The organism is Undibacterium sp. Di27W (genome assembly GCF_049340345.1).
Taxonomy (GTDB): domain Bacteria; phylum Pseudomonadota; class Gammaproteobacteria; order Burkholderiales; family Burkholderiaceae_D; genus Undibacterium.
Map to the genome: position 1 here is coordinate 373,267 of NZ_JBMPOS010000004.1, position 26,775 is coordinate 400,041.

Consider the following 26,775-nt stretch of genomic DNA (forward strand, 5'->3'; position numbering starts at 1 on the left):
CTGTTACTCCCCTATCAGGCGATCAGTTCCTTGACGACTTCGCCAAATACGGTCGTGGCGCGTTCTGAACGGCCCTGGTGGGTATAGGTCAGGTTACGGTAGTTCAAGCCCAACAGATGCAGGACGGTTGCCTGCAAATCATAAGTATCGACCAGGCCAGTTTCTGCGCGCAAGCCTATGGCATCAGTAGAACCGTGGGTATAGCCGCCCTTGGAACCGCCGCCCGCTATCCATGTCGTATAACCCCAGGGGTTGTGATCGCGGCCATCACCAGTCTGTCCATAAGGTGTGCGGCCAAATTCTGATGTCCATACCACCAGGGTGCTATCCAGCAAACCGCGGGCTTTCAGATCAGCCAGCAAGGCTCCGATGGGCTTGTCTACCGACTTGGCCATGACAGCATGGTTTTTCTCAATATTGTTATGGGCATCCCAGCTGCCATAGGTTTTGTCGTTTGAGCCTGAAATGACATGAATAAAGCGCACGCCACGCTCAACCAGGCGACGGGCGCGCAAGAGATTGGTGCCATAGTCCTTGGTTGCTTCATCATCAAGGCCATAGGCCGTCTTGGTCTCTTTGCTCTCCTTGTTCAGGTCAACGGCTTCAGGTGCAGATGATTCCATGCGGTAAGCCAGATCATAAGAACGGTTACGCGCCTCCAGTTCACTGTCAGATGGGTAGCGCGAGGCATGCTGGGTATTCAATTTGCGTATCAGGTCCAGGGTATTTTTTTGCTCAGCAGATGAGACCAGGGCTGGCCTGTCCAGATGCAGGATGGGTGAATCACCCTGGCGGAAAGCCGTACCCTGGTAAGTCGCTGGCAAGAAGCCGGAACTCCATATCGTCTGGCCACGGCCACCACCGCTATTGTCATAACCGGTTGGCAAGACGACGAAGCTGGGCAGGTCAGGATTGGCGCTACCCAGGCCATAAGTGATCCAGGCACCCAAAGCCGGGCGGCCAGGTGTCAGGGCGCTGGTATGCAATTTCAGTGAAGAAATCACGTGCGTGCTGCCTTCAGTCTTGCTACCTTTGATGAAGCAGATATCGTCCGCCTGTTTGGCGATATTTGGCACCAGGTCAGAAAACCAGGCGCCGCTTTCGCCATACTGTTTCCAGGTACGCTTGGTCGCATACAGGGCACCGACACCGCCATCCGTCGCAGTCTTGAGATTTTTGGAGAATGAGTCTGGCATGGGCTGGCCAGCCAGCTTGATGAGATCGGGTTTGTAGTCAAACAAGTCCAGGGTACTTGGCGCACCGGCCATGTGCAGCCAGATGACCGACTTGGCTTTTGCAGCATGATGGGCGACTTTCAAGGCCAACGGATCATCAAATGTCGCTGCCTGAGCACTCGACAGCAAGCCGCCGCCCAGAAGTCCTCCCGCAGTTAATCCCCCCAACCCCAGGCTACCCAGGCCCAGTCCAGCATGTGACAAAAAGTCGCGGCGTGATTTATTGGTCATGACATTTCCCTTTTCACTCGATTATTAATTTTTGTATCTTCGTATTTTCAAGCTGATGCGCTGGCATCAGAAGCGGTAACTGAATTCATTGGAATTGGCCGCTGCATGCACCAGGCTGAGGAAGGCTGCAGCCCTGGCCTTGTTGAGCTTTTGGCTATCGTCCCTGGCAGTTGGTGTATTGCCGGCATCGGCATCATCATCGCCCTGGCCAGACTTTGGTTTGGCCTGTTTTTGCTTTTCCAAAAATTCCAGGAAGGCGATTTTTTCGAAACGGTCTGCCGACCGGCCATAGGCGGTCTTATACAGTTTGTCGATGTTATTTCTGAGTTCAACTGACTCACCAAAGCCTTCAGGCACACCTACTTTTTTGCCGTCGGCGATCTGTTTTTGGGTGATTTTTTCCTGGTTGTCGAGGAAGCCCAGCAAAGTCGCCTTTTCGGTTTTATCTGGCAAGCGCGCATACAGTATCTGGTACAAACGATCTATCTGTGCCGACTCACTATTACCGGCCTCACGCAATACCCGGCCCGCCAGCGCTTGCGACCACTGGAATACCAGGTCACTATTGATCAGCGCCAGAGCCTGCGGTGCAGTGGTAGTCACATCGCGTTTGCTGTGTACCAGTTGTGGGTTCGCCATATCGAAGGTTTCCAGTAGCGGGTAAGGAATATTCCTGCGGGTGAAGACATAGACACTACGACGGTGATAGTCATGTGGATCTGTCGATGTGACCCAGGCATTGCCAGCATTGAAGTTGCTCGGCACTGGTGGCAAGACGGATGGACCACCTAGCTTTTCTTCCAGCAAGCCAGAGGCAAGCAGTAAGGAATCACGTATCTGTTCTGCATCCAGGCGCTGTCTTGGGAAAGATGCCAGCAACTTGTTGCCTGGGTCGGTTACTTTGGTATCTTCGCGTTCAGCAGATGACTGGCGATAGACATTCGATAGCAAGATCTGACGATTCAACTTCTTGACGCTCCAGCCTTCCTTGATGAAATTGCTGGCCAGGTAATCCAGCAATTCAGGATGGCTGGGCTTGTTGCCCATCTTGCCAAAATCACTGACTGACTCAACAATGCCGCGACCAAAATACTGGGCCCAGACGCGGTTCACAAACACACGGGCAGGCAAAGGATTATTCTCGCTGGTCAGCCAGTTCGCCAGTGCCGTGCGACGACCAGATGAGGTGGCGGTCGGCACGATATTGGGTTTTTCACTGGTCAGCAAAGACAGGAAACCTGGTTGCACTTCTTCCAGATGCCTGTCATAGATGCCATTTGCCAGTACATAGGTAGGCGGCGCTTCTGCATGACCAAGCTCGGTCATGGCGGAGATATAGCCAGGATGCCTGGGTTTGATGTTGTCAAACTTCTTCAGCTCAGCTTCGAGTTTCTGGTATTTCTCGTAGCCTTCCTTGTCCTTGGTTTTTAGTTGATTAACCGCATTGCGGGTACGTCCCTGCATGGTCCACAGGTTGCGGTGGTAAATCCAGCGGTCGTAGGCAGTGCGCTCATTTTCTGGCTTGGTGATGGAGTCACGCGTGGCTGGTACAAAGCCCAGCAAACGGTCAGCCTCTGCCTTATCGATGATGGGACGTATCAAGGCTTCCTGTTTGTCACGGATGTCCTTGGTAGTGGCTTCCCACTTTGCCTGTTTCAATTCATAGTCTTCTTTTTGCTTGCCGGTCGCGGCGATGATGTCATCGCTGGCACTGGCATTCACGAAGAAGGATTGCAACTGGTAATACTCTTTTTGCGAAATCTTGTCGAACTTGTGATTGTGGCAGGCAGCGCAACCTACTGTGGTGGCGAGGAAGACCGAACCTACCGTATCAGTCAGATCAGTGGCGATTTCCACCTGCTTTAGATTCAAGTCACGGGCATTGACTTCATCAGGATAATTGCGCAAGAAACCAGTGGCGATCAATGCCTCCTGATTGCCAGGGAAGAGTTCATCACCGGCCAGTTGTTCCTGGACGAAGCGGTTGTAGGGCTTGTCATCGTTGAACGCCTTGATGACGTAGTCACGATAACGCCAGACATTCGGCCGTGTGCCATCCGCATTGAAACCATCACTATCAGCGTAGCGGGTCAGGTCCAGCCAGCGACGACCCCAGCGTTCGCCATAGCGGCTTGAAGCCAGCAGCCTGTCCACCAGCTTTTCATAGGCCTTGGGAGACTTGTCTGTGACGAAAGCCTGCACTTCTTCTGGTGTCGGTATCACGCCCCAGGTATCGAGCGTGGCGCGGCGTATGAAGCTGGCCCTGTCAGTATCTGGCGAGGGCTTGATATTCTTGGCTTCTAGCTGTGCCAGGATGAAGTTATCAACTGGCGTATGTACCCAGCTTTTTTGTTTGACTGCAGGCAGCTCAGGATTTTTCAGAGGCTGGTAAGCCCAGCCCTGGGCAACTGCGGCCTGGGTCTTGGCGACAGCTTTAGTTTCTTCTGCAGCACTGAGGCTGATGGCAGTGCCTGACAAGGCCAAGGTGATGGCGAGTGCAAGTGGCTTAAACATCGCGCACTCCTTGCTGATGCTGGGTTTTAATCATGAAATACTCCCTGGTAATAATGGGTGAACTAGGCTTTTCACTATCAATAGCAACTATCGCGCCACCAATGAGACTCATATAAAATAAATCATAAGTCATTGATAAATATAGGAATTTATAAAATTCGTAATGGCACTGGCATTCTCTTGACTGCTTATTTTTCAAACACTTGCAAAGTGTCCTGCTGATTTAAAAACAAGCCACATGACTGCCTGTTTCATGCACAGCAGAAAGTATCGTTTTGTAACGTACCAACAAAAAACCCAGGCATAAGCCTGGGTTGGTTTTTCGCTTGCGCGTATCCTGATGATTACAGCTTGCCGCTCAGTGTGACACCTATCCAGCGCGGTACTGCTGGCGTAAAACTATTCCAGGTCTTCAGCAAAGGCGTGTTGTCATTGAAGGCATTCTTGAGCACCAGGCTAAGGTCGTAGGATTGATTGCGGCTACCTATGCCTATCGCCAGGTCGGTAATGCTTTTGGCAGCTACCCAGCCATAATCGGACAAGGCATTGTCCGAGTTATATTTGCTGTTATACAGGGTATTCGTGCTGGCATGGAATTCCCTGTTACCCAGCACAGGGATACGATAATCTATACCCACATTGAAACTGTATTTTGCCGCCCCCGGTAAAGCCTGGCCAGAGACATCGCGATAAGGCGCAGCACCGGTATAGCCGTTTTCAGATGGCTGTGCCGAGTTGGTGAAACTCTTGTAGCGTGCATCATTATAGGCACCCGAGAAACGCACCAGGGTATTCGGCAAGCCGCTATAGACACCGTCAATTTCCAGCCCCTGCGCCCTGACCTTGGGCACATTACCAGTCGCTGAAGTGTAGTAATTAGTACCGTCATTGTTCAGATTGGTAGTGTAGACATCCAGCACACGCACAGCCTGCTGGTAATCCTTGATATCCATGACAAACAATGCTGCGTTCAAGATCAGCTTATTGTCCAGCAAGGCAGATTTCAAACCAAATTCAAAGGCACTGGTTTTTTCTGCCTTGACGAGATTGGATACCCCATTGGTGACCTGGGATATGCCAGCCTTTTCCCCATATTGCCAGGAAGCATAGCCAGTGACGTTGTCATTGATCTTATACGAAGGGCTGATGACAAAAGCAGGTAAACCGCCCTTGAAAGCTTCTGCCTGTACCGGATTGAACAATACCCCTATTTGTGACTGGCGCAAGGCCTTGGCGGCTGCCACCTGGGCTTTTTGGGCGGTACTGAGGCTGTTGTAGGCAGAGCCAGCAGCGCCGGTGATGGTCGTGCCAAAATATTTATTGGCAGTCTGATCGGCCAGCGTCAGTTGGCTGGCAGTATTGCCTGCATTCAGCACACCCGCGCTATTTGATGAAAAGCCGCCGAGTTGCACACCATTGATGGCAACAGGATTGAGTTCAGGCGCAAAGCCATAATCTTTCAATAGCGTGCTGGCAGTATTCGTGCGGTTTTCATAGGTATAACGCAAGCCTGTCGTCAGGGTGAAGTCATCATTCAAATGCCAGTCAGCCTGGGCAAATGCAGCAGCGCTCTTGTTCCTGATTTTTTGCAAACCAGCCGGGCTATTAAAGGACATGTTCAAGCCATCGAGAGAGTTTTGCAGCAGGTAGCGGCCCGCCCCATCCTTGTCCAGGGTGCTGTACTGGCTGGCGCTGGCAAACCAGGCACCGGCATCGTTGGCCCATTGGCGGCGGTAATCTGCACTATTGGTGACATCAAGGAAGAACAAGCCAGTCTGGTAATCGACCTTGCCGCCAGGTTGTGAAGTCAGGCGTAATTCCTGGCTGGCCTGGCGATAATCATTCCAGAAACCGCCTGCATTGCGATAGATATCAAATGGTGTGCCTTCATCATTGACGGCATTGAAATGATAGTCTTTATAGGCCGTAATTGAAGTCAGGGTATGTGTGCCCAGGTTCCAGTTCAATTCTGCCGATGCGCCATTGCTACCAGTGATCAAAGGGCGCTGGTAATCATTATTGACGGCATTTTGCCCGCCGCCATTCAAATAATCATTCTGGTAGGTATAGCTACCCAGTTGCGTGAACCAGCGGCGCGCCAGGCGCGTGCTGGCATCCGTGCTCAAGGTATTCGCAGTGCCATTCGCGAATGTTGTCGGTGTTGGCGTATTGATAGTACGACCATTGGTGGTTTCACCTGCCCTGGGCTGGGCATCAAAGGCAATACGGGCACTGAAGTCCTTGGTCGGTGTCAGCAAGAATTGTACGCGGCCAGAAACCCTGTCTTTATTGGTATAGGTAATATTTTTGTTGTACAGATTGGTGATATCGCCAGCGCCCTTGCTGACACTGAGGGTACCGCGCCAGGCCAGCAAGTCATCAATGATGGATCCACCAGCAGAAAAGCGCCCCTGCACAGTATCGTTCTGGCCGAAGGTCAGCGAGTAACTGGCATCCGGTGTAAACGAAGGACGACGTGTCGTGACATTGATGACGCCTACGCTGGTATTCTTACCCAGCAGAGTTCCCTGCGGGCCACGGGTGACTTCCACTGCCTCGACATCAGTGAAGTCATAGCTGGAGGACAAAGCATTATAGGCATAGTTGACGCCATCGACGATCAGACCCACGCTGGGGTCTTGCGCCTCGGTCTGGCCTTGCTTGCCTATGCCGCGTATGGACAGGCTGCTGGTGCGCTGGTTACCCTGGTTCCATGAGACATTAGAAACGCGCTGGGCGATCGCCCCTATATCAGTGGCCTGCAACCTGTCCAGTTCCTTGCCCGTAACGACGGAAACAGACAATGGCACGTCTTGCAAACGCTCTATACGGTTACGACTGCGTACCGTCACGGCACCCAGAGTATCGACTTCTTCTGGTGCGGCAGTCTTGCCAGCCTGAGCTGTTGCAGGGCTGGCGGTTGAAGCCGCTTGTCCACTGGTTGCCGACGTAGCTGATGTAGTTGATGTAGCAGGTGCATTGCTGATCGCTTGCCTGGCAATAATCTCCTTGAGACGGGCTATTTCCGCTTGTAGCTCAGCGACACTGGGGCCATCAGCGGCATGCAGGCTGCCAGATGCCAGCAAGGCAGCGCCTGCCAATACACTGGCGATAGGCGAACGGCGAAAGGGAACCAGGCCGCGACGGAGAGAAAAGAAGGATGGCGTTCGTACAGATTGGTGGTGATGACTCATGCGTATGTGCTCCAGTAGCATTTGAAGGAAGTGTTTCCTGCTGCTATCGCAAAGAGCGTGCCACGCAAGCTGATCCTCAGCAAATGAAATAAAAAGTTCTCTGGCTGCTTCAAGCATGTTGAATCTTGTTCATCTGCTGGGATGAAGTGCAGAAATTGCTGCTGACACAGCAAAGTTTTTGCTGCATATCAGGCATACCATCGCATATGCATATTCCAGGTGCTGCTGATACATGGACAGCACAAAAACCAGCCATTGCTGCTTATCCATCAGCGGGTGTTGGCTACGCAACTAGCGCAAGCTCCTCACCCTGGCATTCAGGGGGATGCAGCATGCATAGCGGCTTGGCATGGTAGTTGCACTAAGGCTCAAGTCAGACCATCTTCCTACACCCTAATTATTGAAAGCTAAAAATGATCAAACGCAAAAACTTCATCGCCCTCTTTCTCAGCGTTGCTGCTGCCAGTGCAATGGCACAGCCAGCGGCCACACCAGCCAGCGGCGCTACCACTGAGCAAGTATGGAAATACAAAACCAAACGCCTGGAACGCAAGGAAGTCGACGCCTTGCTGGCCAGGCCTGAAAAACTGGTCGTCATTGACGTGCGTCGTCCGGATGAGCTGACGGCCAAAGGCAGTTTCCCTGTGTACCTGAATATCCAGAACAAGGAATTGGAAAAAAGCCTGGCATACATACCCAAGGAGCGCGTCATCCTGACAGTTTCCAATCATGCAGTGCGTGCGGGAGCAGCAGGCGATTTGCTGGCAGCCAATGGCTACACCGTTGCCGGAGCAACCGGATCTGAAGATTATGAATCCCAAGGCGGCACCATCACCAAAATAGCCGTACCACCACCACGCACTGCTGCGGCAGCAACTGTCACCACCGCTGCGGCAGAGGTAAAGAAAGACTGGTAAAGAACCGGCAAGAAAAGAAACGACGACAGCATGACTACCTCCATTATTTCGACCAGCAGCGAAACTATAATCAATACAGCAGCCAACAATAAAAAGCGCATTTTATTGTGGGACTTGCCGCTGCGCCTGTTTCACTGGCTGCTGGTGCTGGCTATTACGATCGCAACTGTCACTGGCTTTGTCGGCGGTAACTGGATGACTTTGCATGGCAAGGCAGGCCTGGCTATCCTGGGCCTGCTCAGCTTCCGCCTGGTCTGGGGATTTGTCGGCGGCACCCATGCACGCTTCAGCAGTTTTTTTCCATCACCAGCAAAGATACGTCTGTTCTTTCAGGGATTGTGGTCAGCGCCTGGCCATAATCCCCTGGGTGCCATTTCAGTCTTTGCATTATTACTGGCTGTTGCTGCGCAGGCAGGTAGTGGTTTGTTCAGCAATAATGATATCGATTTTACTGGCCCTTTGTTCAGCCTGGTCACAGCAAAGATTGCGGCCGCACTGACCTCATTCCACAAGCTCAGTATTTATGCCTTGCTGGCATTGATAGTCTTGCATCTGCTCGCCATATTCTGGTATCTGAAAATTAAAAAACAAAACCTGCTCAAACCTATGATCACAGGCTGGAAAGAAGTGGATGACGATACCCCCACTGCATCAAGCAAACCGCGCTGGCTCGCGCTGATATTGTCTCTGGCTTTTGCCGCTGCCACTATTTACTTCGCCAGTGGTGCTTATTTTTCCCAGGCCAAAGTAGCAGAAGTGCAGCAGGACAAGCCCGCATGGTAAATATTTTTTCATGCCTCAGCCTTGTAGAAAGCTGCCTTGACGGCAGCTTTTTTATTTGAGAAATGCATTTAAATAGTCAGATTATTTCGGCATGCATCAAGCTCATCAGACTGTTGAAATTGCAGCAGCATCACGAGGCGACATAGCTGAATTCCAGACATGATCCTTACAAATAGCACCTATTTCCCTGCAATTCTCTTGGCACGTTTCCTGCAATAGTCCATGCAAGTCCAGTAGCAAATTTTCCTGCGTTTTTCATGGATAAATTTTGAATATCGCAAGAAAATTTTCGTACATAGAAAAGGAAAAACATGACCAGCATGACATTTGAAAGCAGTGACTTTTTCTTGCGAAAATCCGCAGTAAGAAGATCGAATCGCGTAGTACCCAAGGAAAAATCTGCACAGGAATTACCGCCAGTAAAAGTGGCCACGGTTTTACCTGCGCAAGAAAAAAAAGGCAAACTTAACTGGAACCTGAACACCCTGATAGTGGCAGTAGCTGGTGTGCATGTCGCGCTGGTGTATGGCCTGCATCAGCCTTTGGATGTTCGCCCCGTAGAGAAAGCCAAAGTCGTGCCACTCAGTATAGAAATTGCGCCACCGCCAGTAAAAGAGTTGCCACCTCCTCCGCCACCGCCTGAAATCAAACCCAGGCTACAGCCACAGATCAAGCCTGTTGCCGCACCAGCCAGGGCAGCCACGCCAGACAATCTGCCAGTGGTCAATACTGCGCCAGTTGACACCGCTCCGAGCGCAAATACAGTGGCCGTGGCCGTAGCAGCGCCGCCAGCACCGCCTGCCCCGGTAGCGGCACCAGCACCACCAGAGCCAGTGACAGAACCCAAGGGCTATGCAGGATATTTGCAAAACCCCGCGCCCAATTACCCACCTGCCGCACAGCGGCGCGGCCTGGAAGGCCAGGTCACCTTGAAAGTACATGTACTGGCCAGCGGTCATCCTGACAATATCCAGATCGCCAAATCCAGCAGCCATCAAATACTCGACGAAGCTGCCATCAAGGCTGTGACATCCTGGGTTTTCCAGCCTGCCAAACGCGGGCAGACGGCTATCGATGGCTGGGTACACGTTCCCCTTATTTTTAAACTGTAAAGAGATCACATCATGAATGACTACTACCTCAATCTTATCGTCCAGGCGTCCCTGTATGCTTTGCTGCTGTTTTCTGTCGTCACCTGGATACTGATTTTTGCCAAGGCCGTGCAACACTGGCGCTTGTCCAAGCAAGATAAATTATTTGCCAAAAAATTCTGGAGTGCCACCAGCCTCGATGCAGCAACTGCCATCGCCAGCGATGCCAGCCCCAAATCCCGTCTGGCAAAAGTAGGCTTTGGTGCCCTGTATGTCAATGAGAAAAATGGTGAAGGCCATGACCTGGAACATAGCTGGGACAGGCAAGAATTGCTGGAACGTCATTTGCGCCAGCAAATCCAGAAAGAATATCAGTCGCTGGAAAGCGGCCTGGCAGTGCTGGCATCGATAGGCAGCACAGCCCCCTTCGTTGGTTTGTTTGGTACGGTATTCGGCATTATCCACGCCCTCAGTGCGATAGGTAAAAATGCCTCCGCAAGCATAGACGTAGTGGCTGGCCCTATCGGTGAGGCGCTGGTCGCAACTGGTGTCGGTATTGCCGTTGCTGTGCCTGCTGTGCTGGCCTATAACTTTTATATCCGCCGCCTGAAAGTCACAGCTGCAGAGCTGGATAACTATGCCACCGACTTTGTGAACCTGGCACAAAAGAATGCCTTCCGTGTCAGCAAACCTCTCAATAAATCTGCAGACACTGGCAAAATCACCACTACTCACGATATCCCTGTCGCAGGAGCACTCGCATAATGGCCTTCTCAACTGGAAATGACCGTGGTGATGTGGTCAGCGAAATCAATATCACTCCGCTGGTAGATGTCATGCTGGTCTTGCTGGTGACCTTCATCATCACCGCGCCTTTGCTTAATAATGCAGTGCGTATCAACTTACCCAAGACCGCAGCCACGTCTACGCCTGACACCAGCAAGTCAGTCACCGTCAGCATAGATGCCGCCAATAAAGTGTTTATCGACAAGCATGAAATTGCGCAAGAGGCACTGGAAGCCGAGTTGAAGTCGCAGCTCAGCAGCAGTCCAGACCTGGCACTCAGCCTGCAGGCGGATGAAGGCGTGCCTTATCGCTCCGTTGCCAAGGTCATGGCAACCATACAGAAATCAGGTGTCAGCAAGCTTTCAGTCCTGACCTCGCCTGGCGGCTAATTATTTTCACTATTCATTTATTTAGATATTTTTCGAAAGGACTATCCATGCTGTTAAAAAAACTGGCAATCTCTGCCCTGATACTTGGCACGCTGACACAGGCTGCGTACTCGGCAGACATCAATATACTGAATGTATCGTATGACCCTACCCGTGAACTGTACCAGGATATCAACCAGGCTTTTGCCAAACAGTGGAAAGCCAAGAATGGCGATACCCTGAACTTCAAGCAATCGCATGGCGGCTCAGGCAAGCAGGCCAGGACCGTGATTGACGGCCTGGATGCTGACGTGGTCACCCTGGCTCTGGCCTATGATACCGATGCGATTGCAGAAGCAGGCTTGCTCGACAAAGCCTGGCAAAAACGCTTGCCGCATAATGCATCCCCCTACACATCCACCATCGTCTTCCTGGTACGCAAGGGCAATCCCAAAGGTATCAAGGATTGGGCAGATGTGGCCAAGCCTGGCGTCTCTGTCATCACGGCCAACCCTAAAACCTCAGGCGGCGCGCGCTGGGCTTATCTGGCAGCCTGGGGTTATGCCTTGAAACAACCCGGTGGTTCTGAAGCATCAGCCAAAGACTATGTGCAAAAGGTGTACAAAAACGTCCCGGTACTTGATTCCGGTGCACGCGGCTCAACAGTGACTTTTGCTGAACGCGGAATAGGTGATGTCTTGCTGTCCTGGGAAAACGAAGCTCACCTCGCATTGAAAGAATTTGGCGCGGATAAATTCGAGATCATTACCCCATCCATCAGTGTGCTGGCAGAACCACCTGTAGCCATTGTTGACAAGGTGGTGGATAAACATGGTACGCGCAAAGTCGCTGAGGCTTACCTGAATTATCTGTATACCGATGAAGCCCAGGACATCATAGGCAAGAATTATTACCGCCCAACGACAGATAAAGCCCTCAAGAAATATGCAAACACCTTTGCCAAAGTCAAACTGTTCGGCATAGACGATACCTTTGGCGGCTGGACCAAGACCCAGAAGACCCATTTTGCTGATGGCGGTGTGTTCGACCAGATTTATCAACCGGCAAAAGTCAGTCAAAACTAAAAGCAATAAACAAAATAATAGGGAAGCACTATGAATACGATAAAACTCAAGGCAGGCCATCTGCTATTACCATTCGCCTTGCTGGCCGGGCAATCCCAGGCGGCCAGCCTGCAAGCGGCAGCAGATGCATTGAAAGTCAACAATACGCAATCTGTCAGCCTCACTGGAACTGGCAAGTGGTTCCAGTTTGGCCAGGCACCGGCACCCACTCTGGCCTGGCCAGAATTTGATGTCAGCAGCTACAAGGCATCGATAGATTATGATAAAGCAGCAGCGCGAGTGCAGATAACTCGCCTGCAAACTGTGGACCCGAAACGCGCCCGCCCCACTGCTACCGAGCAAAAACCGGATCAATATGTCAGTGGTGCCCTGGCCTGGAACACCAATGTGGCAGCCAACGGCACTGTCACCAATACTGCGCAGCGCGCCAGCCTGGAAGAACGTCGCGCCGAAATCTGGTCTAGCCTCCATGGCTTTATCAGGGCTGCACTGGCTAACAATGCAACATCCAAAGCCAGCAAAGGTGGTGTGGAAGTCAGTTTCAATACTGATGGCAAGTATCACTATGTCGGTTTCATCAACAAGAATAATCAGCTGGAACAGGTGAAAACCTGGATAGATAATCCTGTGCTCGGTGATACCGAGTTGCTGACGAAGTTTAGCCAGTACAAGGATTTTGGTGGGCAACAATATCCGGCACATATAGTCCGCAGCCTCGGTGGCCATCCTGTGCTGGACCTGCAAGTGGCTGAGCTGCAAGTCAATGCACCGGTAGAAATCAGTGCACCGGCTGAAGTGGCCAATGCAACTGCACCTGTCATCACGGTCACCTCAAGCAAACTGGCCGAGGGCGTCTATCACCTGACCGGTGGCACACATAATAGCGTGGCGATTGAACAAGCTGATCACATCGTCATCGTTGAAGCACCATTGAGCGAAGAAAGATCACTGGCCGTGATTGCCAAAGCCAAGGAGATCATCCCTGGCAAACCTATCAAATACCTCATCAATACGCATGCCCATTTTGACCATTCCGGCGGTTTGCGGACTTATGTGGATGAAGATGCCATCATCGTCACTCACCAGGAAAACCGCGCTTATTATCAAAAAATCTGGGCCAACCAGCACGCCCTGAACCCTGATCGTCTGGCCTCATCAAAAGCCAGGGCGCGTTTCGATACTTTCAAGACCAGGCATGTGCTGACCGACGGCAAGCGGGCGATAGAAATTTATCCTATCGCCGGAAATACCCATAACGATGCTTTCGCCCTGGTATATCTGCCAGCCGAGAAAATCCTGGTCGAGGCAGATGCCTATAACCCACCGGCAGCCAATGCAGCTGCGCTGGTGCCGGCTAATCCTTATTCTGTGAATCTGTACGACAACCTCAAGAAACTGAAGCTGGATGTCGATCAGATCGCCGGTTTGCATGGGCAGAAAGCAGTCAAGCTGGCTGATTTGCAGAGCTATATTGGTGTGAATTAATCTGTTGGTCTATTTGATCTGCTTGGTCTGTTTGCAGAGCCGAGAATGCTGAAATGCATTCCCGGCTTTTTATTTGCAAATCCCAAACTGCATGTGCTTATACAAAGATATTCTTGTATTTCAATGTCATAGTCAGCACCATCAAATTTACAATATCAGCATTCTTCATTTGAGATACACATGAGCCATTTCAATAAAAAACGTCGTCAGATGCTGGGCAGCCTTTCTGCCCTTTCACTGAGTTCACTGATCAGTGAAGCCAGTAATGCTGCAGACAATACTGCCAGCACAAAAAAGCCAAACATCATTTTCATCCTGGCGGATGACCTCGGTTATGCTGATCTCAGCGTCTATGGACAAACCGATTTCCAGACGCCGCAACTGGATCAACTGGCAAAACAGGGCTTGCGCTTTACTCAGGCCTATGCCAATTCTGCTGTCTGCTCGGCCACTCGCTTTGGCCTGATTACCGGGCGCTATCAATACCGCTTGCGCGGTGGTCTGGAAGAACCCATTGCCGGAGCCTCAGACACCATAGGTTTGCCGCCTGAACATCCTACCCTGCCTTCGCTGTTGAAAAAGCAGTCATATAAGACTGCCCTGTTTGGCAAATGGCATCTGGGTTTCCTGCCCAAATTCAGCCCCTTGAAGAGTGGTTATGATGTGTTTTTTGGTAATTATGGCGGTGCCATTGATTATTTCACCCACAAAACCGGCGTAGGGCCAGATGCCAAAGACGGTTTGTTTGAGGGTGAAGTGCCAGTCAATAAAATAGGTTATTACACAGACTTGATCGCGGATCGGGCGGTCGCCTATGTGAAACAGCAAAGCCCAGCTCAGCCTTTCTTCTTGTCCCTGCATTTCACGGCCCCGCACTGGCCCTGGGAAACGCCGGATGATGAAGCCGTATCACGCGAAATCAACTCCCTGTTTCATCTCGATGGCGGCAGCCTGGAAACCTATGGGAAAATGGTGGTCTCACTGGACACTGCCATAGGCCGGATATTGAAAAGTCTCGATGAACAAGGTCTGGCTGAGAATACCATCGTGATTTTCACCAGTGATAATGGTGGTGAGCGTTTCTCCAGGACCTGGCCATTAAGCGGGCAAAAGACAGAATTGCTGGAAGGCGGCATACGCGTACCAGCGATCGTGCGCTGGCCAGCCAAGATCAAGTCGGGACAAGTTAGCAGCCAGGTCGCCATCAGTATGGACTGGTTACCCAGCTTGCTGGCCGCAGCCGGTGGTGCGCCCGACCCGGCCTACCCTAGCGATGGCCAGAATCTTTTACCGGTCATCCTGGGTACACAGGCGGTGCAGCCACGCACCCTATACTGGCGCTACAAGGCCAATAAACAAAAGGCAGTGCGTTCCGGTGACTGGAAATATCTGAAGATCGCTGACAATGAATTTTTGTTCGATGTCGCACGTGATCCGCGTGAACGGGCCAATCTGTCACAAAAACATCCCCAGGTATTTGCAAAACTGAAGCAAGACTGGGAAAGCTGGAATGCGCAAATGCTACCCATTACCAAAGATGTCAAGACACATGCTGTCGATGGTAAAGCTCAGGCTGATCGCTATCGTGCATTGCAGGAAGAGTAGTGCAGGAAGAATAACTAGTGAGCCCCTGATAATCGATTGTATTTTACAAATATCAGGGGTTTTCTATTTCTTTTGTGTCGCCAGCTTTTCTGCCTTGCTGATACTGGCATTGATAGACACTGCCATTTCATCGCCTGCTGGTAACTGCTCTACTATCTTTTTCCACCAGAGGACAGCTGCCGGGTAGTCCTGTCTTTCATAGGCAGCACTACCCAGTAAAGCCAGTGCCTGTATATGGCCAGGTTTAATGGTCAATGCCTTTTTCAGCAATTGTTCAGGTTCGCCAGATAAATTCTGTTGCCTGCTGACTGCCAGGGTCACGGCATAATCAGTCAAGACATCCGCATCATCTGGCCGCAGGCGTAGCAATTGCTGGTAGGCATTGACGGCGAGATCGAAGCGTCGCAAGGTCTCATAGGAGCGTGCCAGGCGTTGCCAGCCTTCTGCATCGTCAGGCTGTTTTTGCAAGCGGGCAGCCAGGCCATCGACCATGGCAAGTATCTGCTTCTCGCCTACTTCCGGCTTTGCTTGCTGGGTCTTCAATTCTTTCTCAAATTGTGGCTGCTTGATCGCATTGATATTACCCAGACAAGCATACAGAATGCCTGCAAATAGCGGGATGACAGAAAGTCCAAAGGCGTGACGCAACAAGCAATTTTTAGGCTGGTTTGCACTGGCAACATCGCTGCGAGTACGGTATGCCAGCAATACCCTCAAGGGAAAAGCACTGGCAAGTGCCAGTAAAAAAAAGCATAGCAAGTAAAAAGAAAACATGACTGGATTCAGTAATTAAATTTAAAGCAAGGGATCAGAAAGATGTCGCCTGCTGATTGCAGTTTCAACGGCCTCATCAGTCCCGGAGATGACTTTGACCCTGGCAAACAAAAAGATCAGTGCGGCAAGCAGCAATAGATAGGGGCCTATCCATAGCAGCGCAGTTTGATAATTGAATGGCGGGCGATAATGCACAAAGTCACCATAGCGAGCAACAAGGAAATCAGTTATTTCTTTTTCATTTTGCCCTTGCTGGAATTTTTCGCGGATTTGCTGTTTCAAATTGACCGCCAGTTCTGCATGTGAATCTGCCAGGGTCTGGTTCTGGCATACCAGGCAGCGCAATTCCTCAGATAGTTTCTGTACCCGCTGATCTATGCTCAGCGTTTCTGCCTGACTGAAGACAGTAGTCAATATAAGAGTGAGGCTCAAGGCCCATTGTATGGATTTTTTAAAAAATGGGTTCATCTCATTGCTCACGCTGCAGTTGATCAATCAAGGGTTGCAATTTTCCAAATACGACTTGCTCAGTCAGCGGGCCTACATGCTTGTAGCGCACCAGGCCGTGAATATCAATGACAAAGGTTTCAGGCACGCCGACCACGCCGTAGTCAGTTGCGGCGCGACCATCGACATCCTGTACAGACAGTTGATAGGGATTGCCAAAGTCACTGAGCCAGCGTTTGGCATCTGCTGCCTTGTCCATGTAATCAAGCCCAATGACAGGTGCAGAAAGCTGGCCAGCAAACTTCAGCAGTACCGGGTGTTCATGGCGGCAAGACTCGCACCATGATGCCCAGACATTCAACAGCCACACCTTGCCCTTGAGCTTGGACGATTGGAAATGTGCCTGCTGTTCAACTTGCGGCAATGAAAATCCGGGCGCTGGTTTGCCTATCAAGGCAGAGGGCAATTCATCTGTGCGTATCAGCAAACCCATCGCCAGGAAGGCCAGCAAGATCGCAAAAGCAAATAGGGGCAGCAAAAAGCGTTTCATGCTGGCTCCGCATTCTGGAAGTTCTCAGCGGACGTAGCAGCGTGAACCTGCTGTGCGGCAATCACAGTAGCGGGTTTATATCTGCGTTCCAGTGCAGCCAGCAAGCCACCCAGAGCTATCGCCAGGCAACCCGCCCAGATCCAGCTCATGAAAGGTTTGATTTGCACCCTGAGCATCCAGCCCTGGTCTTTGCTGGCTTCACCCAGGGAAATATAGACATCCCTGAGCCAGCCCCTATCAATCGCGGCCTCGGTCATGGGCATGTTTTGTGCGGTATAGATGCGACGTTCTGGTTCCAGCTGTACAGTAGCATCTGCCTTGCTGACGACAAAGTAGCCCCTGGCTGCGACGTAATTCGGGCCATCGATTTTTTCCAGTGATTTGAAAAACACCTCATAGCCTGCTAGTTGCACATGCGCTCCTGGTCGCAGGTGATAGTCTTCACTGGTTTCCAGACTCTTGACTGCACTGACACCTATCGTGAAGATAGCGACGCCTGCATGGGCGATGACCATGCCCCAGAAACCCAGCGAGGGTGCATGCCAGCTCCCCCACCCGTTTGTGTCACTCGCAGGCCGGTATATTCGCTTACCGACTTGTCCCGCCGTAGCCAGTAATATCCATACACCTAAACCCGTTCCAAGGCCGAACATGAAGCTGTAGCGATAGCTCAGCAATGCAGCCGCAGACACAGCAAGTGTCAGGGCTATCAATAAGAAGCTGTCCAGGTTCTTTAATTTTGCCTGCTTCCACGCGAGATAGGGTGCCAGGGCCATCAGGAATAATACGGGCAAGATCAAGGGTACAAAAGTGGCTTCAAAATAAGGCGGACCTACCGAGATTTTTCCTAATTGCAAGGCATCCAGGAATAGTGGATACAGGGTGCCGAGTAGCACGGTGGCGGCCACTACCAGCAGCAAGACATTATTCAATAGCAGGGCGGTCTCTTTCGATACCGGTGCAAACCCTGCAGTCGAACGGATGTGCGGGGCACGCCATGCATACAAAGCCAAAGCACCGCCACTGACCAGCGCCAGGAAGATCAGGATAAATACTCCTCGCTTCGGGTCGGATGCAAAGGCATGCACAGAAGTCAGCACACCAGAGCGCACCAGGAAAGTGCCCAGAAGTGAAAGCGAAAAAGCCAGTATCGCCAACAGGATAGTCCAGCTTTTAAAGCCATCACGTTTTTCGCTGACGATCAGTGTATGCAGCAAAGCCGTGCCTACCAGCCAGGGCAAGAACGAGGCATTTTCTACCGCATCCCAAAACCACCAGCCACCCCAGCCCAGTTCATAGTAAGCCCAAAAACTGCCCAGAAAAATGCCCAGGGTCAGGAAGGTCCATGCAGCCAGCGTCCAGGGACGCACCTGGCGTGCCCAGTCGCGCTCAACTTTGCCCTCTATGAGCGCCGCCAAAGCAAACGCAAATGCCACGGAAAACCCCACATAACCCATATATAGCAGAGGTGGATGAAAAATCATGCCTGGGTCTTGCAGCAGGGGATTAAGGTCACGCCCCTCCGTCACTGCAGGAAAAGCGCGGGTAAAGGGATTGGAAGTGAACAGAATGAAACTTATAAAGCCAGTACTGATTGCGCCCATGAAAGCCAGTACCCGGGCCAGGAAAATTGCTGTCAAAGCACGACTACGCAAAGCGACTGCCACACCCCAGCCAGCCAGTATCAATACCCATAGCAAAAGCGAACCTTCATGACCGCCCCAGCTAGCGGCAATTTTATAAAACACCGGCAAACGGGTATTTGAATGAGTAGCGACATAGGCAACAGAAAAATCACCGTCGACAAAGCCAGCAATCAACACTGCAAATGAAAACAAGATCAGCAAAAACTGCGAGCTTGCCAGTGGCCGCGCCAGCGCTATCCATGCGGGCTGCTGTTTGACTATGCCAAGACTGAGGACTATGGTTTGCAAGGCGGAGAAAACCAGTGCCAGTATCAGAGCGAAATGACCAAGTTCGATGATCATGGTAGTGGCACTCCGGACCTGGCTTGTGCCCGGTCTATCGCATATTTCGCATCGGGCGGCATATAGTTTTCATCATGCTTGGCCAGCACTTGCTCGGCAATGAATACGCCTGCCTGCGCCAGCTTGCCTTGCGCCACTACCCCCTTACCTTCCTTGAACAGATCCGGCAAGATACCGCGATATTGCACCGCCAGACTATTGCGTGTGTCTGTTACCAGAAAGCGCACTGTAATGCCATCGTCCAGCGTTTTCAGGCTGCCATTTTCCACCATGCCGCCGACACGAAAGCTATGCTGCAAGGGGGCTTCACCTGCACTGATTTGTGTGGGAGTAAAAAAGAACACAAGGTTTTTTTGAAAGGCGCTCAAGATAAAAAAAGTCGCCAGAGCGAGCAGAGACAGGCTGATTGCCACCAGCAGGAGCCGCTTGTGCCGCGCTTTCATACCGCCCCGCCAGCTTCGGAATCACGGACCTGTTGCTCCAGCCTTAGCTGGCGCAAGATATTTTTTTGGGACAGACTCACACTGAACAACTCCAGCACCAGCGCAGCAAAAAATACCAGCACCGCTCCCCACACATACCAGGCATAACCACCCATGGCAATAAAGTCTGACCAGCTTTGCCAGATCATGATACTGCCCTCGTCGCAGCCTGCACCCAGGCGCTATGTCTTTCCCTGTCCAGTATCAACAGACGTACACGCCATAAGACGATGGCGATGACATATGCCCACAATGCCAGCGTCATGAGCAGCATGCCACTGAGCATGATGCTGGCCATCTTGGGTGCGGCAGTCAGGCTGACAGATGCGCCCTGGTGCAAGGTATTCCACCACTTGACGGAGAAGTAAATGATGGGGATGTTCACGACACCTATCAATGCCAGCACTGCCCCAGCGCGGTCAGCGCGGCGACTGTCGTCAATCGCCGCTTGCAAGGCGATCAGACCCAGATACAAGAATAGCAAAATCAATTCAGAAGTCAGGCGCGCATCCCAGACCCACCAGGCACCCCAGGTAGGCCTGCCCCAGAATGCACCTGTCCATAAGGCCAGAAAAGTAAACAAAGCGCCCGTAGGTGCCAGCGCACGCGCCAGTAAGGCAGCAAGGCGGGTATTGAAGATCAGGCTGATCGCCGACCAGAAACTCAGGGCCAGATAAATCAGCATGGATAGCCAGGCTGCAGGCACATGGATGAAGATGATGCGGTAGGCATCACCCTGTTGTTGATCAGTAGGCGCGATCAGGAAGCCCAGTGCCAGGCCAGCCAAAGTCAGCACGCCAGCAAGCGCAAACAGCCAGGGGATGCATTTTCCTGCCACACGGTAAAAAACCGGTGGCGACGCCAGCGCAAACCAGCTACTGGTTTTGGTCGTGCTTGAAAATTGATCCAGACTCAGAGTGTTCATACGTTTGCTCTATTACTAAATGGCTTATTGGCTTAATGGCGAATTGGCTGGATGAACTAAAGTTTCGGTAGAAAATTCTGAAAAAAATGCTCGCCGTGAAGCGAGCATAAATGAACCCTAGAGATGTAAGACGAGTTCAATATACCGCGCTGTCTTGAAAAAGTATGCGAATTAATTCAGATAAGAATATGTAGACGCATGTTGCGAACACAGCAGTTCAACATCTGCCATGTTGAGAATTAAACTGCTGCATTCAGTCGAGCATGATGCGCAAGCCATAGCTGCTTGCAACAGGGGAAACAACCGCCAGAGCAGTGAGCATGCCTGCCAGTACATACCAGTACGCGGTGGTATCCATACCAGCGCCATGGGCCACCAATGCACCACTGCCAAAGACCAGCACAGGTATGGTTAAAGGCAAGACCAGCAAAGATAACAAGACCGCACTACCACGCACACCCAGCGTCAATGCTGCGCCCATGGCACCAATCAGGCTCAGCACGGGCGTACCAAGCAAAAGGCTCAATACCAGCACACCGATTGCATTGGCGGGCAAGTCAAATTGCAATGCCAGTAAAGGGCTTATCAATACCAGTGGCAAACCGGAGATCAGAAAATGCGCCAGGATCTTGCCACTGACGATGACCAGCAAAGGCTCTGCAGACAAGAGCATTTGCTCCAGTGTGCCATCGGCATAATCACTGGCAAACAAGCGTGGTGCAGCCAGCATGGATGCCAGCAATGCGGCTACCCAGATGATGCCGGGTGCGATTGCTTGCAACAAAAGCTTATCAGCACCTATCCCCAGGGGGAACAGGCTGACGATAAGCACAAAAAAAATCATGGTATTCAACACATCTGAACGACGGCGCCAGGCCAGTTGCAGATCACGCCCTGCCACGGCCATAAACAACTTTAGCACGGACGTTCACCCAGCCATAATTCCTGATGAGCGGGCGCCTGCAGATGGATGTCCTGGTGCGTGGTATAGATCAGCATACCGCCTTGCTGCAAATGCGCCTCCAGTATTGCAGCCAGGATAGCAGTCGCATTCTGGTCCAGGGCACTAAAGGCTTCATCCAGTATCAATAGCTGCGGCAAATCCGGTAAATATAATCTGCCCAGAGCCAGACGCTTGCGTTGGCCTTGTGATAATTGTCCAGCAGGTAACAGTGCCGCCTGTAGCAAATCCATCGCCTTCAGTGCCTCGCATGCCATCGCATACGAGCAATGCACTCCAGCCAGCCTGGCATTGAAGGCAAGGTTTTCCCAGGCCAGCAAATCATCCTTGATACCAGTCGCATGTCCATGAAAAAACAGGTACTGGTGAAACTCTTCCCGCAATGCATGTACAGGTCTACCCGACCACAAGACCACTCCTTGCTCTGGGCTGACCAGACCACAGAGTATGCGCAACAGGCTGGATTTGCCGCTGCCATTGCTGCCTCGTACATGGAGCGCATGACCTGCGTGCAACTGGATATTGATGCCTGAAAAAAGAGAACGACGTCCTTTCAGGCAAGCCAGCTGTCTGGCCTCGAAGCTTGCATGCGTATGGGGAGTAGTAATTTCACAATGGCGCTTGATGTCTCTCCCGGTTTGCTGATACATGCGCGTTTTACCTGCGGTGATGAAATAAATATCTGGATGAGCAAAAAATCAGTTTTGCCAGGCTGATGTTGCGTTGTGTCGCCATGACAGCGAACCTGGCTTTAAATATTCTAACCGCCCTGCGAGAGCCCAGGAAGCTGCATTTCCTTCGATGCTTATGACAAGTTCTTCTAAGTCTTCACTCTGATACGGGTTACAATCATTTCAGCCACTGCGTGCGGCATCTGAGCAATATTGCTGCAAGAAAAATCGCCACATACAACAGGAAAATTGGCTCCTGCCTGCAAGCAACGCTCATCTTAATGACAGGCATATGACCAATCTCCATTGCCATTGCTGGTACAGGAAAAACTCCAGATAAATTTGTGCAATCGCACAATTGCTTTACAATGCTCGGGTTTCCTGCTTTCCTCTCTCACTTTTTGGGTGTCATCCATGTTTTTCCTACGCGTTTTTATCTTGGTTTTTCTTACATTCGTGGCACAGGTAAGTAGTGCACAGGAGTGGATACTCGCGGTTAATGAAGGCGTTACCTATCAGGATGGCAGCCCTGTGACGGAGCGTTATAAGCCTTTGGTGGATTTACTGGAAAAGGAACTCAAGCGTACTGTCAAAGTGCAAGCAGTGGATAGATATAACAATTTTGAAGCAGGTCTTGATGCCGAACGTTATGACCTGGTATTCATCCATCCTGCACACCTGGGCCTGCGCGCCGCCAAGAGTGGCAAATATGTGGGGCTGGCCAGTGCCAAGGATTTTACTGAATACCGCGCTCGCGTATTCGTCAAAAAAGATTCTGCCATCAAGACCCTGGCAGACTTGCGTGATAAAAAAATTGGTGTACCGTCATTGGAATCCATCACTACTGTTATGTTTACCGCCAACCTAAACGAACTGGGTTTTCGCGATCCGGCGTCACGCTTTAGTGCTACCCGCTACCAGGATGCCGTACCTTTCATGGTAGAAAATGGTTTCGTCGAAGCTGGTGTTACTGGCTCGGGCACTATTGCCAAAGAATGGACTGCCAAAGGTGGGCGTGTCATAGCAGAAACCAAGCCTGTCCCTATCAAGCAATTTTTGGCTTCCCGCAAATTGAGCCCTGAACAGCGCGACAAGGTGCAAAATCTCTTGCTCAAGCTCAGTGAAAACGATGCAGGTAAAAATGCACTCAAGGGTATCAATATGAAGGGCTTTGTCGCCTGGGACAATACTGTCATGACCGATGCAACCAAACGCCTGGGTCTGTAAGATTTCTAAAATAAAAAAAGGGGAGCAGATGAATCTGCTCCCCTTTTTGCATTCACACCCGGCTACAAACTACAAACCCAGCTTGGCGGCCAGGCCTATGCGCTGCAACTTGCCGGTAGCGCCCTTGGGTATTTCTTCCAGGAACAAGATCTTGCGTGGTATCTTGAAGTCAGCCAGACGGATTGCAGCAAATTCGCGCAATTCTTTTTCTGTTGCTGTCGCCCCTTCGCGCAATACCACGGCAGCACCGACCTCTTCGCCCAGCTTTTCGTGAGGGATGCCAAAGGTAACTACTTGTTGTACCGCAGGATGGTCCATCAAAATTTCATCGACTTCACGCGGGGAAATTTTCTCACCGCCGCGACTGATGATTTCCTTGAGGCGACCAGTGATGCTGAGGTAACCATCCACATCCATGATGCCCTGGTCACCCGTGCGGAACCAGCCACTGGTATACGCCTCGGCATTGGCCTTGGGATTATTTTCATAGCCTGCCGTCACATTCGCACCGCGGATGACGATTTCGCCAGTCTGTCCGCGCTCCAGCAAATTACCTTCTGTATCCATGATCGCGACTTCAGGCCCGGCAGCAATGCCGACTGAGCCTGGTATGCGTTTCGCAGGTGGCAGTGGGTTACTGGCCATCTGGTGCGCTGCCTCGGTCATGCCATAGGCTTCAATCAAAGGTGTTTTGAAAGCAGCTTCAAGTTCGCCGATGACTTGTGGTGGCATCGACGATGATGATGAGCGTATGAAGCGCAAGGGATTGGCCGCAATCACATCATGATTTTGCGCTGCCCGCGCAACAATGGTCTGATGCATGGTCGGTACGGCGGTATACCAGGTCGGCTTCGCTTCTGTCATCCAGCCAAAAAATTTCAGGGCATTAAAACCTGGCGTGCAAAAGATGCTGCTGCCAGCGGACAAGGGGGCCAGCAAACCTGCGATCAGGCCGTGGATATGGAATAGCGGCATGATATTCAAGCCACGGTCAACCGCAGTCAGTTGCAGGTTGTCGCGCACATTGCAGCCTGAGGCGCAGATATTGATGTTCGACAATGGCACGATCTTGGGGCGTGAGGTCGTGCCCGAGGTATGCAGTATCAAACCTATGTCTTCAGGCGCTGCCGGGCCGGGTAAAAACGAGGCACTGGCTGCTTGTGGATTAACTTGCGTCAGCGTGAATGCTCCTGTGCCTTCGTCGCTAGGAGTGAGTTCCAGTACCTGTATCTTGAGCTTGTCAGCGATGGCCAGCGCAGGGGTAGTGCTGCCCTTCTCTACCACAAGTGCTTTGGCGTGCAGGTCAGACAGATAGAACTCAAATTCATCAGCACGATAGACAGGGTTCAAAGGGGCTGCCGTGGCGGCAGCAGCAATGCAGACAAAGGCGCTGGCCATTTCTGGCCCGTTGGGCAGCACGATGGCAACCCTGTCCTGGCGGCCTATGCCGAAGCTGTTCAGGGCAGCCAGGGTCTTTTGCTGATTTGCGCGCAAGTCACGGTAAGTCAGCGGCTTGGCTCCTGGCGCTTGCAATGCGATAGCATCATCAGCGCCTACGGCAAGTAGTTCGACGAGGGTGGAAAATCTTTGCATGATTACTTTCTATAATAAAAATAAAGCACGAAACTTGGCAACGGTTTTCAGGCAATGACGTTCATTCATTGCTGTATGCGCAGTTTGCCATTTTGCTCTTGCACCGTGCGCGCCAGCAGCGAAGTCAGTGCATACACCGCTTCTATATTCGGGGTAGGGGTATCAGTGATTCTGCCCATTTCTATGACTGTGCCTACCAGTGCCTCCAACTCTATGGGGCGACCAGCTTCGATATCCTGCAACATGGACGTCTTGTGTTTGCCAACGGCAGCGGCACCAGCAATGCGCTTGTCGATGGACACCTTGAAATTGACACCGAGCTTTTCACCTATCACCTGTCCTTCGCGCATCATGCGCGCCACCAGTTCACGCACAGGGGCAAATTCGCAGATATCCACCAGCGTTGCATGGGTCAGCGCACTGATAGGATTGAAGCTCAGGTTACCCCACAGCTTGAGCCAGATTTCTGAACGGATGTCAGACGAGATCGGTGTCTTGAAACCCGCCTGGCGCAAGGCATCCGCCAGCTCACGTATGCGCGGGGTATCGCTACCATCAATCTCGCCCAGGGAAAAGCGGTTACCTTCTATATGCTTGATGACACCAGGCGCGATGATCTCGCAGGCGGGGTAAATGATGCAGCCTATGACTTTGTCCACGTCTATGTGTGCTGAGACTACACCGCCAGGGTCTACCGCTTCCACGCGCCGTCCTTCATAGTCGCCGCCATGCTTGTGGAAATACCACCATGGCACGCCATTTTGCGCCGTCACCACCACGGATTCCGGCCCCAGCAAAGCAGGTATGTCGGCAGCCACTGCCGCAACCTGATGTGCCTTCATGCCGAGGATGACGACATCCTGGACCGGCAAATCGGCAATACGATCGGTGGCGAAGATGTTTGCCACATGTTCGCTGCCATCATCCATGATCAGTTTCAAGCCGTTTTCACGCACGGCATGCAAATTGGCACCGCGTATTACGACGCTGACTTCATGCCCGGTCTGGGCAAGTTTGACTGCCAGGTATCCACCGATTGCACCTGCACCTATGACTGCTATCTTCATTTATTATCTTCCTCAGAACTTTCAACACTCTCAAAACCGTTACGCAAACTGCCTATGCCGTCTATCACGACTTCCACCATCTGACCGCTACGCATGGGGCCAGCGCCAATTGATGTGCCGCAGGCGATGACGTCACCCGGAAATAAAGTCATTTCGCGTGAAATCATGCTGACTATCTGCGCTGGCGTAAAGATCATATCGCGACAGGCATAATTTTGTCGCTCCTTGCCATTTAAAAATGTCTTCACGGTCAAGGCTAGCGCGTCCAGGCCAGTAGCAATCACCGGGCCGAACACCCCAAAACTATCGCAACTCTTGGCTCTGCTCCATTGCGCAAACGTAGTATCCCGCTGCAATAATTCCAATGCTGTCACATCGTTGACACAGGTATAGCCGAAAATACTGTCCGCAGCGATGTCCACATCAACATTGCTGCAAGTCTTGCCTATCACGATACCTAGCTCACCTTCATACAGGATTTTGCCGTCATAAGCGGGTGGACGTTTGATGATGCCAGCGTGCGGCAAATAGGAATTGGAAGTCTTGATGAAATACAAGGGTTCGGCTGGAATCGCCTGCCCCAGTTTGCTGGCCAGCTCATGATAATTATTCCATAAGCCCAGCATTTTTGAAGGTAAACAAGGGGTCAGCAAACTCACTTCAGCAAGGGCCAGTGTTTTTCCTGTGGGTGTCGGATTGTTAAATAGATCACCTTCAAAGACCGTGATGTTGTCGGCATCAAGACTGCCAAAGCCTGTCAGATGTTGATGTTCAAAGCGCAGCCAATTTGTCATAT

At 51.6% G+C, this 26,775-nt stretch carries 24 protein-coding genes; 9 read left to right on the forward strand and 15 right to left on the reverse strand.

What is annotated here, in order from left to right; translation table 11 throughout:
* Window positions 1-14: 14 nt before the first annotated feature.
* The 3 genes from ACO0LF_RS11285 to ACO0LF_RS11295 all read right to left on the reverse strand — a co-directional run bounded on the left by ACO0LF_RS11285 (window position 15) and on the right by ACO0LF_RS11295 (window position 7,174).
* Window positions 15-1,466: a DUF1501 domain-containing protein gene (locus ACO0LF_RS11285; protein WP_423014182.1), complete on the reverse strand. Its 1,452-nt coding sequence runs from the start codon at window positions 1,464-1,466 to the stop codon at window positions 15-17.
* 66 nt (window positions 1,467-1,532) lie between these two features.
* On the reverse strand, window positions 1,533-3,980 hold the full coding sequence (locus ACO0LF_RS11290; RefSeq protein ID WP_423014183.1) for a DUF1549 and DUF1553 domain-containing protein: 2,448 nt from the start codon (window positions 3,978-3,980) through the stop codon (window positions 1,533-1,535).
* A 344-nt stretch (window positions 3,981-4,324) separates the two neighbouring features.
* Complete coding sequence (locus ACO0LF_RS11295; RefSeq protein WP_423014184.1) at window positions 4,325-7,174, reverse strand: TonB-dependent receptor; 2,850 nt, start codon at window positions 7,172-7,174, stop codon at window positions 4,325-4,327.
* Between the two features lie 413 nt (window positions 7,175-7,587).
* On the opposite strand from ACO0LF_RS11295, the gene ACO0LF_RS11300 reads away from it, so the two are divergent.
* The 8 genes from ACO0LF_RS11300 to ACO0LF_RS11335 all read left to right on the forward strand — a co-directional run bounded on the left by ACO0LF_RS11300 (window position 7,588) and on the right by ACO0LF_RS11335 (window position 15,294).
* Window positions 7,588-8,091 (forward strand): rhodanese-like domain-containing protein, encoded by a 504-nt coding sequence (locus ACO0LF_RS11300; RefSeq protein WP_423014185.1) that lies wholly within the window; start codon window positions 7,588-7,590, stop codon window positions 8,089-8,091.
* Between the two features lie 30 nt (window positions 8,092-8,121).
* On the forward strand, window positions 8,122-8,874 hold the full coding sequence (locus tag ACO0LF_RS11305) for a cytochrome b/b6 domain-containing protein (protein ID WP_423014186.1): 753 nt from the start codon (window positions 8,122-8,124) through the stop codon (window positions 8,872-8,874).
* Window positions 8,875-9,185: 311 nt separating this feature from the next.
* Complete coding sequence (locus ACO0LF_RS11310) at window positions 9,186-9,986, forward strand: energy transducer TonB (RefSeq protein ID WP_423014187.1); 801 nt, start codon at window positions 9,186-9,188, stop codon at window positions 9,984-9,986.
* A 12-nt stretch (window positions 9,987-9,998) separates the two neighbouring features.
* A complete protein-coding gene (locus ACO0LF_RS11315) occupies window positions 9,999-10,730 on the forward strand; it encodes a MotA/TolQ/ExbB proton channel family protein (protein WP_423014188.1) in 732 nt (243 codons plus the stop codon).
* A complete protein-coding gene (locus ACO0LF_RS11320; protein ID WP_423014189.1) occupies window positions 10,730-11,140 on the forward strand; it encodes an ExbD/TolR family protein in 411 nt (136 codons plus the stop codon). Before ACO0LF_RS11315 ends, ACO0LF_RS11320 begins: the two co-directional genes overlap by 1 nt.
* Before the next feature lie 47 nt (window positions 11,141-11,187).
* Complete coding sequence (locus ACO0LF_RS11325) at window positions 11,188-12,204, forward strand: sulfate ABC transporter substrate-binding protein (RefSeq protein ID WP_423014190.1); 1,017 nt, start codon at window positions 11,188-11,190, stop codon at window positions 12,202-12,204.
* Between the two features lie 30 nt (window positions 12,205-12,234).
* Window positions 12,235-13,689 carry an MBL fold metallo-hydrolase gene (locus tag ACO0LF_RS11330; RefSeq protein WP_423014191.1) on the forward strand — a complete coding sequence of 485 codons (1,455 nt, stop codon included), beginning with the start codon at window positions 12,235-12,237 and terminating at the stop codon, window positions 13,687-13,689.
* A 180-nt stretch (window positions 13,690-13,869) separates the two neighbouring features.
* Window positions 13,870-15,294 carry a sulfatase family protein gene (locus ACO0LF_RS11335; protein WP_423014192.1) on the forward strand — a complete coding sequence of 475 codons (1,425 nt, stop codon included), beginning with the start codon at window positions 13,870-13,872 and terminating at the stop codon, window positions 15,292-15,294.
* Window positions 15,295-15,357: 63 nt separating this feature from the next.
* On the opposite strand, the gene ACO0LF_RS11340 is transcribed toward ACO0LF_RS11335, so the two are convergent.
* The 9 genes from ACO0LF_RS11340 to ccmA form a co-directional block, all read right to left on the reverse strand.
* The gene (locus tag ACO0LF_RS11340) at window positions 15,358-16,068 is read right to left on the reverse strand and encodes a tetratricopeptide repeat protein (protein WP_423014193.1); all 711 of its coding nucleotides are present in this window, start codon (window positions 16,066-16,068) and stop codon (window positions 15,358-15,360) included.
* 21 nt (window positions 16,069-16,089) lie between these two features.
* Entirely contained in the window at window positions 16,090-16,536 is a 447-nt protein-coding gene (locus ACO0LF_RS11345) for a cytochrome c-type biogenesis protein (protein WP_423014194.1), read from the reverse strand.
* Between the two features lies 1 nt (window position 16,537).
* Entirely contained in the window at window positions 16,538-17,065 is a 528-nt protein-coding gene (locus ACO0LF_RS11350) for a DsbE family thiol:disulfide interchange protein (RefSeq protein ID WP_423014195.1), read from the reverse strand.
* The gene (locus ACO0LF_RS11355) at window positions 17,062-19,053 is read right to left on the reverse strand and encodes a heme lyase CcmF/NrfE family subunit (protein WP_423014196.1); all 1,992 of its coding nucleotides are present in this window, start codon (window positions 19,051-19,053) and stop codon (window positions 17,062-17,064) included. The genes ACO0LF_RS11350 and ACO0LF_RS11355 overlap by 4 nt, the downstream gene beginning before the upstream one ends.
* On the reverse strand, window positions 19,050-19,496 hold the full coding sequence (gene ccmE, locus ACO0LF_RS11360) for a cytochrome c maturation protein CcmE (RefSeq protein ID WP_423014197.1): 447 nt from the start codon (window positions 19,494-19,496) through the stop codon (window positions 19,050-19,052). Before ccmE ends, ACO0LF_RS11355 begins: the two co-directional genes overlap by 4 nt.
* Window positions 19,493-19,684 carry a heme exporter protein CcmD gene (gene ccmD / locus ACO0LF_RS11365; RefSeq protein ID WP_423014198.1) on the reverse strand — a complete coding sequence of 64 codons (192 nt, stop codon included), beginning with the start codon at window positions 19,682-19,684 and terminating at the stop codon, window positions 19,493-19,495. The genes ccmE and ccmD overlap by 4 nt, the downstream gene beginning before the upstream one ends.
* Window positions 19,681-20,460 carry a heme ABC transporter permease CcmC gene (ccmC, locus tag ACO0LF_RS11370; RefSeq protein ID WP_423014199.1) on the reverse strand — a complete coding sequence of 260 codons (780 nt, stop codon included), beginning with the start codon at window positions 20,458-20,460 and terminating at the stop codon, window positions 19,681-19,683. The genes ccmD and ccmC overlap by 4 nt, the downstream gene beginning before the upstream one ends.
* Before the next feature lie 253 nt (window positions 20,461-20,713).
* Window positions 20,714-21,382, reverse strand: a complete 669-nt coding sequence (ccmB, locus tag ACO0LF_RS11375; protein ID WP_423014200.1) for a heme exporter protein CcmB — start codon at window positions 21,380-21,382, stop codon at window positions 20,714-20,716.
* Entirely contained in the window at window positions 21,376-22,071 is a 696-nt protein-coding gene (gene ccmA, locus ACO0LF_RS11380) for a cytochrome c biogenesis heme-transporting ATPase CcmA (protein ID WP_423014201.1), read from the reverse strand. The genes ccmB and ccmA overlap by 7 nt, the downstream gene beginning before the upstream one ends.
* A gap of 435 nt (window positions 22,072-22,506) precedes the next feature.
* Between ccmA and ACO0LF_RS11385 the strand changes: the two genes are divergently transcribed.
* Entirely contained in the window at window positions 22,507-23,319 is an 813-nt protein-coding gene (locus tag ACO0LF_RS11385) for a phosphate/phosphite/phosphonate ABC transporter substrate-binding protein (RefSeq protein ID WP_423014202.1), read from the forward strand.
* Window positions 23,320-23,388: 69 nt separating this feature from the next.
* Here the strand turns inward: ACO0LF_RS11385 and ACO0LF_RS11390 are convergent, their stop codons facing one another.
* The 3 genes from ACO0LF_RS11390 to ACO0LF_RS11400 all read right to left on the reverse strand — a co-directional run bounded on the left by ACO0LF_RS11390 (window position 23,389) and on the right by ACO0LF_RS11400 (window position 26,773).
* On the reverse strand, window positions 23,389-24,912 hold the full coding sequence (locus tag ACO0LF_RS11390) for an acyl--CoA ligase (protein WP_423014203.1): 1,524 nt from the start codon (window positions 24,910-24,912) through the stop codon (window positions 23,389-23,391).
* A 65-nt stretch (window positions 24,913-24,977) separates the two neighbouring features.
* The gene (locus ACO0LF_RS11395; RefSeq protein WP_423014204.1) at window positions 24,978-25,979 is read right to left on the reverse strand and encodes a 2-dehydropantoate 2-reductase; all 1,002 of its coding nucleotides are present in this window, start codon (window positions 25,977-25,979) and stop codon (window positions 24,978-24,980) included.
* Entirely contained in the window at window positions 25,976-26,773 is a 798-nt protein-coding gene (locus ACO0LF_RS11400; RefSeq protein ID WP_423014205.1) for a fumarylacetoacetate hydrolase family protein, read from the reverse strand. The genes ACO0LF_RS11395 and ACO0LF_RS11400 overlap by 4 nt, the downstream gene beginning before the upstream one ends.
* Window positions 26,774-26,775 lie beyond the last annotated feature (2 nt).

Coding starts and splice junctions, on each gene's coding strand:
- ACO0LF_RS11285 (WP_423014182.1), bottom strand. CDS start 1,466: ATGACCAATAAATCACGCCGCGACTTTTTGTCACATGCTGGACTGGGC.
- ACO0LF_RS11290 (WP_423014183.1), bottom strand. CDS start 3,980: ATGTTTAAGCCACTTGCACTCGCCATCACCTTGGCCTTGTCAGGCACT.
- ACO0LF_RS11295 (WP_423014184.1), bottom strand. CDS start 7,174: ATGAGTCATCACCACCAATCTGTACGAACGCCATCCTTCTTTTCTCTC.
- ACO0LF_RS11300 (WP_423014185.1), top strand. CDS start 7,588: ATGATCAAACGCAAAAACTTCATCGCCCTCTTTCTCAGCGTTGCTGCT.
- ACO0LF_RS11305 (WP_423014186.1), top strand. CDS start 8,122: ATGACTACCTCCATTATTTCGACCAGCAGCGAAACTATAATCAATACA.
- ACO0LF_RS11310 (WP_423014187.1), top strand. CDS start 9,186: ATGACCAGCATGACATTTGAAAGCAGTGACTTTTTCTTGCGAAAATCC.
- ACO0LF_RS11315 (WP_423014188.1), top strand. CDS start 9,999: ATGAATGACTACTACCTCAATCTTATCGTCCAGGCGTCCCTGTATGCT.
- ACO0LF_RS11320 (WP_423014189.1), top strand. CDS start 10,730: ATGGCCTTCTCAACTGGAAATGACCGTGGTGATGTGGTCAGCGAAATC.
- ACO0LF_RS11325 (WP_423014190.1), top strand. CDS start 11,188: ATGCTGTTAAAAAAACTGGCAATCTCTGCCCTGATACTTGGCACGCTG.
- ACO0LF_RS11330 (WP_423014191.1), top strand. CDS start 12,235: ATGAATACGATAAAACTCAAGGCAGGCCATCTGCTATTACCATTCGCC.
- ACO0LF_RS11335 (WP_423014192.1), top strand. CDS start 13,870: ATGAGCCATTTCAATAAAAAACGTCGTCAGATGCTGGGCAGCCTTTCT.
- ACO0LF_RS11340 (WP_423014193.1), bottom strand. CDS start 16,068: ATGTTTTCTTTTTACTTGCTATGCTTTTTTTTACTGGCACTTGCCAGT.
- ACO0LF_RS11345 (WP_423014194.1), bottom strand. CDS start 16,536: ATGAACCCATTTTTTAAAAAATCCATACAATGGGCCTTGAGCCTCACT.
- ACO0LF_RS11350 (WP_423014195.1), bottom strand. CDS start 17,065: ATGAAACGCTTTTTGCTGCCCCTATTTGCTTTTGCGATCTTGCTGGCC.
- ACO0LF_RS11355 (WP_423014196.1), bottom strand. CDS start 19,053: ATGATCATCGAACTTGGTCATTTCGCTCTGATACTGGCACTGGTTTTC.
- ccmE (WP_423014197.1), bottom strand. CDS start 19,496: ATGAAAGCGCGGCACAAGCGGCTCCTGCTGGTGGCAATCAGCCTGTCT.
- ccmD (WP_423014198.1), bottom strand. CDS start 19,684: ATGATCTGGCAAAGCTGGTCAGACTTTATTGCCATGGGTGGTTATGCC.
- ccmC (WP_423014199.1), bottom strand. CDS start 20,460: ATGAACACTCTGAGTCTGGATCAATTTTCAAGCACGACCAAAACCAGT.
- ccmA (WP_423014201.1), bottom strand. CDS start 22,071: ATGTATCAGCAAACCGGGAGAGACATCAAGCGCCATTGTGAAATTACT.
- ACO0LF_RS11385 (WP_423014202.1), top strand. CDS start 22,507: ATGTTTTTCCTACGCGTTTTTATCTTGGTTTTTCTTACATTCGTGGCA.
- ACO0LF_RS11390 (WP_423014203.1), bottom strand. CDS start 24,912: ATGCAAAGATTTTCCACCCTCGTCGAACTACTTGCCGTAGGCGCTGAT.
- ACO0LF_RS11395 (WP_423014204.1), bottom strand. CDS start 25,979: ATGAAGATAGCAGTCATAGGTGCAGGTGCAATCGGTGGATACCTGGCA.
- ACO0LF_RS11400 (WP_423014205.1), bottom strand. CDS start 26,773: ATGACAAATTGGCTGCGCTTTGAACATCAACATCTGACAGGCTTTGGC.